The sequence below is a fragment of the Nocardia sp. XZ_19_385 genome (assembly GCF_015355755.1).
Taxonomy (GTDB): Bacteria; Actinomycetota; Actinomycetes; order Mycobacteriales; family Mycobacteriaceae; genus Nocardia.
The window spans coordinates 380,005-392,552 of the sequence record NZ_JACVEE010000002.1; the positions used below are offsets into that span (position 1 = coordinate 380,005).

General features: G+C 66.0%; 9 protein-coding genes. All 9 read right to left on the reverse strand.

Annotation, left to right across the window (positions count from 1 at the left end; genetic code table 11):
• Positions 1-35: 35 nt before the first annotated feature.
• Positions 36-3,542 (reverse strand): DNA-directed RNA polymerase subunit beta, encoded by a 3,507-nt coding sequence (locus IBX22_RS14260; RefSeq protein ID WP_194816068.1) that lies wholly within the window; start codon positions 3,540-3,542, stop codon positions 36-38.
• Between the two features lie 538 nt (positions 3,543-4,080).
• On the reverse strand, positions 4,081-4,704 hold the full coding sequence (locus IBX22_RS14265; RefSeq protein ID WP_194816069.1) for a hypothetical protein: 624 nt from the start codon (positions 4,702-4,704) through the stop codon (positions 4,081-4,083).
• Positions 4,701-5,351 carry a hypothetical protein gene (locus IBX22_RS14270; protein WP_194816070.1) on the reverse strand — a complete coding sequence of 217 codons (651 nt, stop codon included), beginning with the start codon at positions 5,349-5,351 and terminating at the stop codon, positions 4,701-4,703. The genes IBX22_RS14265 and IBX22_RS14270 overlap by 4 nt, the downstream gene beginning before the upstream one ends.
• 54 nt (positions 5,352-5,405) lie before the next feature.
• Positions 5,406-6,647: an MCE family protein gene (locus IBX22_RS14275; protein ID WP_194816071.1), complete on the reverse strand. Its 1,242-nt coding sequence runs from the start codon at positions 6,645-6,647 to the stop codon at positions 5,406-5,408.
• Positions 6,644-7,867, reverse strand: coding sequence for an MCE family protein (locus IBX22_RS14280; RefSeq protein WP_194816072.1), 1,224 nt, complete (start codon positions 7,865-7,867; stop codon positions 6,644-6,646). Before IBX22_RS14280 ends, IBX22_RS14275 begins: the two co-directional genes overlap by 4 nt.
• A complete protein-coding gene (locus IBX22_RS14285) occupies positions 7,864-9,096 on the reverse strand; it encodes an MCE family protein (protein WP_194816073.1) in 1,233 nt (410 codons plus the stop codon). Before IBX22_RS14285 ends, IBX22_RS14280 begins: the two co-directional genes overlap by 4 nt.
• The gene (locus tag IBX22_RS14290) at positions 9,096-10,106 is read right to left on the reverse strand and encodes an MCE family protein (protein ID WP_228538813.1); all 1,011 of its coding nucleotides are present in this window, start codon (positions 10,104-10,106) and stop codon (positions 9,096-9,098) included. The genes IBX22_RS14285 and IBX22_RS14290 overlap by 1 nt, the downstream gene beginning before the upstream one ends.
• On the reverse strand, positions 10,106-11,182 hold the full coding sequence (locus IBX22_RS14295; protein ID WP_194816074.1) for an MCE family protein: 1,077 nt from the start codon (positions 11,180-11,182) through the stop codon (positions 10,106-10,108). The genes IBX22_RS14290 and IBX22_RS14295 overlap by 1 nt, the downstream gene beginning before the upstream one ends.
• Positions 11,179-12,513 carry an MCE family protein gene (locus IBX22_RS14300; protein ID WP_194816075.1) on the reverse strand — a complete coding sequence of 445 codons (1,335 nt, stop codon included), beginning with the start codon at positions 12,511-12,513 and terminating at the stop codon, positions 11,179-11,181. The genes IBX22_RS14295 and IBX22_RS14300 overlap by 4 nt, the downstream gene beginning before the upstream one ends.
• Between the last annotated feature and the right edge of the window lie 35 nt (positions 12,514-12,548).

Genomic DNA, 12,548 nt, shown 5'->3' on the forward strand with positions numbered 1-12,548 from the left:
ATGCCGTTTGCGGGAAACGGCATTCGACCTACCGCCTAGTTCGCCAGATCGTCGATGGTTGCTGCTTCGTTCCTGGACAAGTTGATGCCCAGGTTCGCCGCCGCGCGCTCCAGATCCTCATCTTCGCCGCCGCCCATCTCGATCGCGGCGCCGTCGGAAGACAGCACCTCGACATTGAGGCAGAGCGACTGGAGTTCCTTGAGGAGCACCTTGAACGACTCCGGAATGCCCGGCTCAGGAATGTTCTCGCCCTTGACGATCGCCTCGTAGACCTTCACGCGGCCGACAACGTCGTCGGACTTGATGGTGAGCAGTTCCTGCAGCGTGTAGGCCGCGCCGTAGGCCTGCATGGCCCAGCACTCCATTTCGCCGAAACGCTGACCACCGAACTGCGCCTTACCACCGAGCGGCTGCTGGGTGATCATCGAGTACGGACCGGTCGAACGGGCGTGGATCTTGTCGTCGACCAGGTGGTGCAGCTTCAGGATGTACATGTATCCGACCGCGACCGGGTACGGGAACGGCTCACCCGAACGACCGTCGAGCAGCATGGCCTTGCCCTCGGCGTTGACCATGCGCTCACCATCACGGTTCGGCAGGGTCGAACCGAGCAGACCGGTCAGCTCCTCGTCGCGGGCGCCGTCGAACACCGGGGTGGCGATGTTGCTGTCGGCCGGAGCCGCGATCATCTCCTCCGGCAGCGTCTTGGCCCAATCCGGACGGGAACCGTCCGGACCGTTCTCGATATCCCAGCCGGTCTTGCCGATCCACCCGAGGTGGGTCTCCAAGATCTGGCCGATGTTCATACGACGCGGGACACCGTGGGTGTTCAGGATGATGTCGACCGGGGTGCCGTCGGGCATGAACGGCATGTCCTCGGTGGGGAGGATCTTGCCGATAACACCCTTGTTGCCGTGCCGGCCGGCCAGCTTGTCGCCGTCCTGGATCTTGCGCTTCTGGGCCACGTAGACGCGGACCAGCTCGTTGACGCCCGGAGGCAGATCGTCGTCGTCCTCGCGCGAGAACACGCGAATGCCGATGACCTTGCCGGACTCACCGTGGGGCACCTTGAGCGAGGTGTCGCGCACTTCGCGCGCCTTCTCACCGAAGATCGCGCGGAGCAGGCGCTCCTCCGGGGTCAGCTCGGTCTCGCCCTTCGGCGTGACCTTGCCGACCAGGATGTCGCCGTCGCGGACCTCGGCGCCGATGCGCACGATGCCGCGCTCGTCCAGATCGGCCAGCACCTCGTCGGAGACGTTCGGGATGTCCCGGGTGATCTCCTCGGCGCCCAGCTTGGTGTCGCGGGCGTCGATTTCGTGCTCTTCGATGTGGATCGAGGTGAGGACGTCCTCTTCCACGAGGCGCTGCGACAGAATGATCGCGTCCTCGTAGTTGTGGCCTTCCCACGGCATGATCGCGACGAGCAAGTTCTTGCCCAGCGCCATTTCACCGTTCTCGGTGCAGGGGCCGTCGGCCAGAACCTGGCCGGTTTCCACCCGCACGCCCTCGTCCACGATCGGACGCTGGTTGGAGCAGGTGCCCTGGTTGGAGCGGTTGAACTTGCGCATCCGGTAGGACTTGCGGGTGCCGTCGTCGTGCATGACGGTGACGTAGTCGGCCGAAACCTCTTCGACCACACCGGGCTTCTCGTTGACGACGACATCGCCGGCGTCGACCGCGGCGCGCAGCTCCATACCGGTACCGACCAGCGGCGCCTCGGAACGGATCAGCGGCACGGCCTGACGCTGCATGTTCGCGCCCATCAGGGCACGGTTGGCGTCGTCGTGCTCGAGGAACGGAATCATCGCGGTCGCGACCGAAACCATCTGGCGCGGCGAGACGTCCATGTAGTCGACCTGCGCGGCGGTGACGAACTCGACCTCTTCGCCGAGGCGGCGCACGAGCACCTTGTCCTCGAGGAAGCGGCCTTCGGCGTCGACCGGCGAGTTGGCCTGCGCACGAACGTGGCGGTCTTCTTCGTCGGCGGTGAGGTACTTGACCTCATCGGTGACGCGACCGTCGACGACCTTGCGGTACGGGGTCTCGATGAAGCCGAACGGGTTGACCCGCGCGTACACCGACAGCGAACCGATCAGGCCGATGTTCGGGCCTTCCGGGGTCTCGATCGGGCACATGCGGCCGTAGTGCGACGGGTGGACGTCACGGACTTCCAGGCCGGCGCGCTCACGGGACAGACCGCCGGGGCCCAGCGCCGATAGGCGGCGCTTGTGGGTCAGGCCCGAGAGCGGGTTGTTCTGGTCCATGAACTGCGACAGCTGGGAGGTTCCGAAGAACTCCTTGATTGCGGCGACGACCGGGCGGATGTTGATCAGGGTCTGCGGCGTGATCGCCTCGACGTCCTGAGTCGTCATCCGCTCACGGACCACGCGCTCCATGCGGGACAGGCCCACGCGGATCTGGTTCTGGATGAGCTCGCCGACGGTACGCAGACGACGGTTACCGAAGTGGTCGATGTCGTCGACGCCGACCGGGACTTCCTGGCCGCCGGGGGCGGTCATGTTCCGGTCACCGGCGTGCAGGCGCACCAGGTACTCGATGGTGGTGACGATGTCTTCCTTCGTCAGCACCGAGCTGGTGACCGGCTCGTCCACGTGGATGCCGAGCTTCTTGTTGATCTTGTAGCGACCGACGCGCGCCAGGTCGTAGCGCTTCTCCTTGAAGAACAGGTTCTCCAGCAGGGTCTGCGCGGACTCCTTGGTCGGCGGTTCGCCCGGACGCAGCTTGCGGTAGATGTCCAGCAGCGCCTCGTCCTGACCGGCGGTGTTGTCCTTCTCCAGCGTCGACATCATGATCTCGGAGAAGCCGTAGCGCTCGACGATCTCTTCGTTCGTCCAACCGAGCGCCTTCAGCAGCACGGTGACCGGCTGGCGACGCTTGCGGTCGATGCGGACACCAACGGTGTCGCGCTTGTCGATGTCGAACTCCAGCCACGCGCCACGCGAGGGAATGACGCGCACGCTGTGCAGGTCCTTCTCCGTGGTCTTGTCGACGCTGTGGTCGAAGTAGACGCCCGGCGAACGCACCAGCTGCGAGACGACGACGCGCTCGGTGCCGTTGATGATGAACGTGCCCTTGTCGGTCATCATCGGGAAATCACCCATGAAGACCGTCTGGCTCTTGATCTCACCGGTGTTGTTGTTGATGAACTCCGCGGTGACGAACAGCGGCGCCGCGTAGGTCATGTCCTTGTCTTTGCACTCGTCGATGGAGGCCTTGACCTCTTCGAAACGAGGATCCGAGAACGACAGGGACATGGAGCCGGAGAAGTCCTCGATCGGCGAGAGCTCCTCGAGCACCTCCTCGAGTCCGCCGACGAGACCGCCGTCGCCGCGCGCGGCGGCCTTCTCACGCCATGACGGCGAGCCGATCAACCATGCAAAAGAATCTGTCTGTAGATCGAGAAGTCCGGGCACCTCCAAGGGCTCACGGATCTTCGCGAAAGACACCCGCTTAGGGGCTCCGGGGATTCCGGCAACTGCCTTGGTCTGGGTGGAGACTGCCAAGATGCGTCCTTCCAGCACCTCACGCGCGCCGCGTGGTGGTCCGCGGCCGTCGCTTGCTTCTGCTACGAGTTCCGCTGGTCACAACCCGAACGAAACCCGAACAGGCAACAGCGGAAGTAACACCGGAAGGGGTGGAACTCACGTGTGCGAATCGAGGTATGGACAGGAGGCAGCCAGCGCAACGTCCAAAATTACACCACCTGACCGGGTGGTGTCAAAGCACACCGCCGCCGGGTGTGAAAATACCACCCGAACGAGCGTCCGCGTGGCTGGCGCGCCGGGTGCAAAACCGGCACGGGGCCGACCCCTTTCGAGCGACCGCGACGATCGCTCCGTGGAGCCGGTGGCACCGGCGCCGTGCTCGAATCGCTGGCTGCGTCGAGAGCAACGGGGCATCTGGAGCCACTGTGACAGCTGCCGCTGTTGTGAATAGCGTGACGGCTCCGGAGAAAACCGTCAAGTGCCAGGACCGACCAGCCGGTTAATCGAGATCGCCTGCCCCGCTGGCTTATCCTGACCGTTTCGAGCGGCCCGCACGCCCGCTCCGGCTACCGGATCACCGGTCGATGATGTCGCCGGCCAGCCACCGGCCGTCGATCTTGGTCATCTGCAGCACCACCGGACCGGCCACGCTCTGCTGGGCCTGACCGCCCTTGTTCGCGCTGATCACCAGGTTGACCAGCAACTCCGCCCGGTCTCCGTCGAGCAGGGTGACACCGATCGGGTCGGCCTCGGCATCGGCGCTGGTCTCGGCCTGTTTGATGGCGTCGATGGTGGTGCCGCCGAAGTTGTCCAGGTCGCTCAGCATCTTGCCGGTGACCACCTGGCGTACCGCTTGTTCATAGCCGTCGATCTGCTTCAGGTCATAGCCGTAAATGGTGCGCAGCGCGTGCTCGGCGGCCGCCCGCACCTCCTCGGTGGCCTCGCTGTCGATGAAGGCGGCGTTGCTGTCCTCGACACCCGGGCGCTGGGCCGCGAGCGCCGCGAATCCAGCGAGCAGGACGGTGACAACAAGGCAGGCGAGGGCCGCGAACCAGGACGAGCGGGCCGGGATCTCGGGTGCGCGCAGCACGAAACGGCGTCCCTGCGGCTCGTCGGAAGGTTGTTCGCGCGGAACGGGCGGGCGGGCGCTCGCGAGGGGACGGGAGGTGACCCGATTGACGGGACGACGGGAGGTCATCGCGGTCCTTCCTGCGGTGCGGCAGCGGTACCGGCGACCGGGCCGTCGAGCAGCGCCGGCTGGGTCAGCGAAGCCACCTGCTCGGCCTTCCATACCTCCCCGACCTTGGTCATCTCGAGATTCCAGGTGTAGCGGTAGTTCGAGACCTCGTTGCCCGGTTTGGTTTCGGTCACCTGCAGCACGATCAGCGCGGCGGCCTTGTCCCGCTCGGTGTTCAGCGAGGTCAGGGCGGAGCCGAGCACCTTCGAGGTCATCTCGACCCCGGTCTGGGTCGCCAGTTGCGCGGACTGCGCCATGTTCTGTTCCGCGGAGGCCAGGATCTCGCCGGTCATCGAGGAGCGGGCCAGCGCGAGCGAACCGGGGACGTCGGCCAGGCGCATCGAGGTCATATTGAGGGCGGCCTGGCGGGCGGCGTCCAGCGCGCTGTCCCGGGCGGTGGCACGTGGGCCGTCGGTGAAGAAGGCCGCCTGCAACCAGCCGGTGCCGAACCACAGCGCCGCGACCACCGCGACGGCCATCGCGCCCGCGGCGACGACGGTCGCCACGAAGGGGGCGGACCTGCGGCTCGGGGCCGCAGGCAGTTCGGGCGGAGCCGCCACCGCGAGGTCGGCGTACTCCGGATCTGCCTTCGATAAATCAACGTTCACTGCGGACACACCTCACGTCTTCGGTCGTTTGCGACTGGTCGCTCGAAAGGTCGGTCAATGCTTGGGCGTGACCCCCATCAAGGTGGCCAGCTGCACAGCGATCGGGTTCAGATTGAGCTTGGGCGGATCGGTCTTCGGGGTCTTGTCCCACGGCTGCACAATGGCCGGATCGGCCAGTTCGGCCCGCAGACCACCGCGCACGGCGGTCGGATTACCAAAGGGCACAGTACATTTCGCGTCCTTGTTGAACGGGAACTCGTCGACGGTGTCGTCGAAGTCGGGGTCGCGCCGCTTCATCTCCTCGAGAATCGCCTGGGTGCCCTCGTAGCCGACGGTGCAGGCGGGTGGGTTGTTCACCTCCAGCACCAGCCCGAAATGGCTGGTGTTGTCGCCGGGGGCGGTGGCCGAGGCGCCGATGGACAGCTGCGGCAGCATCTGCAGCAGCGGGCGCAGCGCGTAGAACTTCGGCGAGACGGCGTGCAGCAGGCTGCGCAGGTTGGCCAGGTCCTCGGTGAGGGCGGGGCCGCTCTCCTGCAACAGGTCACTGATAGCCGAGCCCGCGTCCGTGCCGGTTCCGATGAGCCGGCGGATATCCGGGTCGCTGGAACGCAATTGGGCGCTGAGCCGGTCCAGGCCGTCACTGAAGCGCAGGATCTCGCCGGACTGAGCCGCCTGGGTTTCCAGGGCGATGCGGCTCGCGCGGATCAGCTCGATGGTCTGCGGCAGGTTGTCGTCGAAGGCGGCGCTGAACTCGGTCAGCGACGTCACCAGGGTCCGCAGGTCGGCGCCCTTGCCCTCGAAGGCCTTGCCGAGTTCGGTGACGGTGGTGGTGAGCGCAGGCAAGTCGACGGTGCTGGTGAAGTGGTCGACGCTGGTGATCAGCTGTTCCACCGAGATGGGCGTGTCCAGCCCGTCGATCACCGAGCCGTCCGTCAGGTACGGGCTGTCGCCGTTCTCGGGCTGCAGGTCGACGAACTGTTCGCCGATCGCGGAGCGGTTGGCCACCACGGCTTTCGCGGACGCGGGGATCTTCGGCGCGCTGGTGTCGATGACCAGCGGGACGATCACGCCGTCGGCGGTGAGTTCGAGCGCGCCGACCCGGCCCACGGCCACGCCACGGTAGGTGACCTCGGCGCCCTGATACGCGCCACCGGCCTGATCGGCCTCGATCCGCACCGTGTACTGGCCGAAGCCGAGCATGTGATCGAGCCGGATGTACTTGGCGCCCACGTAGACCACGCCGAGCACGGCGATCACCACGAACGCGATCAACTGGAAGCGGACCAACCTGCTCATCGCGGACTCCTCCCCTGCGGCGTCACACCCAGGCCTTCCAGGACCGGACCGAGCCGGTTGGGCGTGCCTTCGGGCACCAGGCTGCGCGGTACCGGGATGGCCGCGAACACGGTCGGCCAGCCGGGGCGGGGCCCGTTGCCGTTGTAGTACGGGTTGGTCGGGTTCACGGGCACCGGCGGGCCGTACGGCGGCGGGACGTAGACCGGATCCGGTTTGCCCACACCGAGATTGCCCAGGGTGACGCCGATCTGCTGGTCCACCGACAGCCAGGTGTTGACCTGACCGCCGAAGGTACCCAGCAGCGAGGAGTCGGGGAACGGGTAGGTGGGGATGAGCGGGAAGGCGGTCACCAGATCCGGTGCGGCCGCGCCCAATTCCTGCAGGGTGGGCCGCAGCGAGGTGAGGTCGCGGATCAGGTTGTCCTTGGAGGTGTTGATCACGTCGAACCCCGCTCGACCGACGCGGTCGAGCTGGGAGAGCAGCGAAATCAGTTCGGGCCGTTGCTCTTCCAGAATCCGGATACCTTCGGGCAGCTCCGCCAAGATCTTGTCGATCTCGCCGGTCTGGGTGCTCACTCGGTTGCTCAGCAGAGCCAGGCCGTCGATCGCCCGGGTGATGTCCTCGACCTGCTGGTTCAAACCGCCGATCAGGGTGTTCGCCTGCTCCAGCAGCGAACGGACCCGGCCCTCACGCCCGTCCAGCGTGTTGTTCAATTCCGAGACGATGGGCGCGAGCTGAGCGATACCGCCGCCGTTGAGCAGCAGCGACAGCGCACCGAGGACCTGCTCGATCTCGACCGCGGCGCGGGTGCGGTCCAACGGAATCACCGCGCCACTCGCCAGCCGGGCCGGTACCGCGTCGGCGGGCTTGGACAGTTCGATGAACTTCTCGCCCAGCAGATTCGACTGCCGCACCTCGGCGCGTGCGTTGGCCGGCAGGTCGATCGAATCATCAACCACGACACGGACATTCGCGGTCCAGCCGGTCGGGCCCAGATCTATCGCCTCGACCCGGCCGACCGGCACGCCCTCGACTTTCACCGCGGACTGCGGGACCAGATCCAGCACATCGTCGAATTCGATATTCAGGCGCATCGGATGCTTGCCGATATTCGCGCCACCCGGCAGCGGGACACTGTAGATGCCATTGCCGCACGCGGTGAGCACGACCGTGCAGATACCGAGCAGGCTGCTCGTGACCCAGGCTTTCCGCGATGTCATCGGATGCCTCCCGGCTGCTGCGACGGAGGCAATTGATCGGACGGCGTGCCGGGCACGGTGCCCGGCACCGGATTCCGCTGTTGGTTCTCGTTGCTGAGAATGCCGAACGGCAGGATCAGTGACGGCGTCTGCACGCCCGCGGTGATCTGGTCGGCGATCTGCCGGCAGTGCTCGATGATCGGGCGCATCTGCCTTCCGACCGCCTCGAATTTCGGATCGCCCGGCATCAACTTGGACAGATCGATCATTTTGCAGATCACCCCGAACGGGTCCTGCAGATCGGTGAAATTGGCGCGCATGTCGAGGGTGCCGGATTCGGCGTTGTGCACGTTGATCAGATTGCTCAACGCCAATGTCAGCACCGGCAGGGCGGTGGCCAGATCGTCGCGCTGCTCGGCCAGGGTCCGGGTCAGCGAGGTGAGCGCGACGGCGTTGTCGCCGATCAGGGCGTTGTTCTCGTCCAGGAAGCGGGCGACGTCGCCGAGCGCGATGGACAGCAGATGCAATGCCTCGCCCAGGTTTTGGCGTTCGTCGCCGAGGAAGCCCGCGAGGTCGGCCAGCTGGGCGTTGAATTGCCGCACCTGCTGATCGTTTTCGGCCAGCATGCTCACGAAGACCTGCAAGTTCTTGACCGTGTCGAAAATGTCGCCACGATCGTCCGCGAGATATTTCGCGGCTTTGCTGAGTTCGGTGATGGTGCGTCCGAGCGCCTCGCCGTTGCCCGCGAGATTCGCCGCCGAGGTGCGCACGAGGTCGTTCACCGCGCCCTCTTTGTTGGCCCCGTTCGGGCCGAGCGCTTCGGTGAGTTCGGCGATGCTCTTGTAGAGCTCGTCCACCTCCACCGGCGTGACGGTGCGGTCTTTCGGAATCACCGCGTTCCGGGGCATTTTCGGGCCGCCGCGATAGACCGGCAGCAATTGGATGTAGCGGTCGGCGACGATCGACGGCGTGACCTGCGCGGCCTTCGCGTCGGCGGGAATGTCGTATTTGCGGTCCACGCTCATGACGACCTTCACCTGGTCGCCCAGCGGCTCGATGGAATCGATCCGGCCCACCGCGACACCGAGAATTCGCACGTCCGAGCCCTTGTAGATGCCGACGGCGCGATCGAAGTAGGCGGTGATGTGGGTGGTGTTCAGCCGGGAATCCAGCCACCAGACCGTCGCGCCCAGCGCCAGCGCGGCAATAACCAGGAGCGCAATGGTTTTCGCGCCGAAACCTCTGGCCATCAGCTGCCTCCCATATTGCGGACGGGATCGCGGTAGCCCGGGAGTTCCGGCAGGGCGGGCGGAATCAGGTTGACGATCACCGCGTCGAACCAGCGGCCGGTGCCGAGCACGTTGGCGTACAGCCCATAGAACGGTGCGGCCAGTTCCAGCGCCTTGGAAAGGTTCTGCTCGTTGGCGTTGAGCAGATCGATGGCACCGCGCAGATTGGTCAGCGCGGGGCCGATCTGCGCCTCGTTGTCGCGCACCAGCCTGCTCAATTCGATCGCGACAGTCTGCGCGCCGGTGAGCAGTTGATGGATCGAGTGCTGCCGAATGTTCAACTCCGCGAACAACTGCCCGCCGGTGGTGAGCAGTTGCTCGAACTCCGCGTTGCGGTCGGCCAGCACCTGGGTGGTCTGCCGGGTCGCGGCGAACAGTTTCTTCAGCTGCTCGTCGCGCTTGGCGATGGTTTCCGAGAGGCGGCCGAGACCGTCGATGGAGCCGCGCAATTCGCCGGGTGTGGTCGCGAAGGCCTCCGACAGCACCCGCATGCTGGTGGCCAGTTGCGCGGTGTCGATCTGCTCGATCTGCTGGGTGGCGTCGGTGAACGCCTCCATCACGTCATACGGAGTTACGGTGCGCGTCAGCGGAATTCGTTCGGCCGGATCGGCCGCCGTCGACCCCCGAGGGTCCAGCGCCAGGTATTTCTGCCCCAGCACCGTCTTGATCTGGATCGAGGCGGTGGTCTCGTTGCCGATCCAGGCGTTCTGGGTGCGGAAGTCGACCAGCACCTTGTCGCCGTCGAGCCGAATATCGTGCACCGAACCGACTTTCACCCCGGCGATGCGGACCTCGTTGCCCTGCTTCAGGCCCGCCGCCTCGGAGAATTCAGCGGTGTATTTGATGCCCGCCCCGATGATCGGCAACCGGTCTATATAGAACGCCGACACCGTCGCGCAGAGGATCAGGAACAACCCGAGCGTGCCCAGGAAGGCGGGGCTGCGTTTGCCGAGCAGGATCCGGTCGTCCATCAGCGGGCCCTCCCGGAACAGCGCGGCGCGGCGTTGGTGTACAGCGGCTGGTTGATCGTGGGCATCCCGGCGGGCAGGTTGAGCTGCGGGGCGTCCACCGCGCCCGGGCCCACCACGATGTCGATCCCGCAGAGATAGAACTGGAACCAGGAGCCGTAACTGCCTACGCGACCGAGCTTTTCCATCTTCCGCGGCAGATTCGCCAGCGCCTGGTTCACCTCGCCGGAGCGCGCGGTCAACGTGCCGGTCAGCTGGCTCAATCCGGCGATGGAGCCCTGCAGCGTCGGCACCACCGGCACCAGCAGATCGGAGGTAGCCGAGGCCAGATTGCCCAGCGAGCTCACCGACGAGCCGATCACGTCACGCTGCGCGGCCAACCCGGCGACCAGCGCCGAGGTGTTCACGATCAGTTCGTCGAACTGATCATCGCGCTTGTTCACCGCGTCGAGCACCCGGGTCAGGTTGGTGACCAGATCGCCGATCACCGCGTCCTTGTCGGCGATCTTGTTGGTCAGGCTGGCGGTACTCGCCACCAGATCGTGGATGGTGCCCTGCTCGCCCTGGAAGACCTGGATGATCTCGAACGCCAGCTTGTTCACATCCTCGGCGGTGAGGGTGCGGAACAGCGGGCGGAAACCGTTGAACAGCGTGGTGAGATCGAGCGCGGGCTTGGTGTGCTCGATCGGGATGGTCGCGCCCTTGTTCAGTTTCCGGCCCTGTTCACCCGCGCCCTGCTCCAGCGCGAGATACCGCTGGCCGACCAGGTTCCGGTACCGGATGGCGGCAATCGTGGAGGCGGGCAACCACTTCCGGTCCTGCACCTGGAAATCCACCAGGGCCAGGCGCTTGTCCTTGATGGAGATCTTGGTGACCTTGCCGATCCGCACGCCGGCGATGCGCACCTCGTCGCCCTTGTTCAGCCCGGTGGCGTCGGCGAAGATCGCTTTGAACGGGGTGCCGCCGCCGGTGTAGTTGGCGATGGACAGCGCCAGGACGGTGGTCGCGATGAGCGTCACGATCATGAAGACGATCAGTTTGAGCAACGGTGCGCCGGTGCCGCGCCAGACGGTACTCATCGCACACTCACCTGGCTTCCCCGAAAGGCGGGCGCCCCGGCCCGGGTCAGCCAGCCGGGTACCTGATCCGGCGAAACCCCGTGCGCCGCACCGTAGATCGCGCCGAGCGACCGCTGTTCACTGGGCGTACCGGCCAGCGTCGGGTACATCGCGTATTGCGGCGCCTCCATCGAACCGATGGTCTGATCACCGGGATAGCGGCTCGGCGGCTGATAGGACCCGTCGTTGTTCGGCCCGCCCGGATACTGGCCGGCGTCCACGCCCACCGGGAATTCCGCGAAGCACGCCGGGCCGCGGGTGTCGAGCCAGCGCGGCTCGTCCTGGTTCGGCAGGTATTTGCCGCGGGTATTGGTCAATTCGATGCTCACCCGCGAACCCGGCCGATCGGTGCCGACGCCGAAGATGTTGTCGATGCGCGGCTTCATCTTGGCGAAGTTCGCCATCGCGCAGGTGTAGGTCGGCGAGTACTCGGCGAGCATCTCCAGGGCGGGCCGGGAGTCGGCGGCCAGCTCGATGATGTTGTCGCGGTTGGCGATCAGGAAATCCGCGGTGCTTGCCGAGGCAGGGGTCAAGATCGCGTACAGCTCGTCGATCTGACCGCGGCGCTGCACGATGGTCGCGTTGGTGGTGCGGAGGTTGTCGAGCGCCGCGATCAGCTGCGGCAAGGCGTCGGAGTAGGTAGCCGCGACGGTGGCCAGGCTGCGCAACCCGTCCTGCAGTTCCGGCAGTACGCCGTTGACCTGCCGGAAGACATTCTCCAGATCATCGACGGCGGCACCGAGATTCCCGCCCTGCCCCACCAGCGCTTGCGCCAGCGCACCCAGCGTCGCCGCCAGATTCTGCGGCGGAATGGCTTGCAGCAGCGGCAGCAGATCGTCGAAGACCCGGCTCAGCTCGATCGCGTTGCCGCTGCGATCCTGTTGCAGGACGACGCCGTTGGTGAGGTGCAGCGCGCTGGGCTCCCCGGGCAGCACCAGATCCACATACCGTTCACCGAACAGCGTCTTGGGTAGCAGCCGGGCGGTCGCGTTGACCGGGATCATGGTGGCCTTGCCCGGATCGATGGCCAGATCCAGGATGACCTTGTCGTCCTCGGCCCGGCTGGCCCGCACCTCTCCGACGGTGACGCCGCGGGCCTTCACCTCGGCGTTGCGGGTCAGCGCGTTCCCCACGCTGTCGGTGATCAGCTCGACGTCCACCGATTTCACGAACTGCTTGTTGTAGACCGCGACGCACACCCACACGAACAGCGCGAGGATCAAGAAGAACGCGATACCGAGCAGACGGATCCGGAACGGCTCGGTCGCACGCCACCGCGCGCCGCCACTCATGCCTCCACCTCGCTGGCGCTCGGTTCCGGCATGCG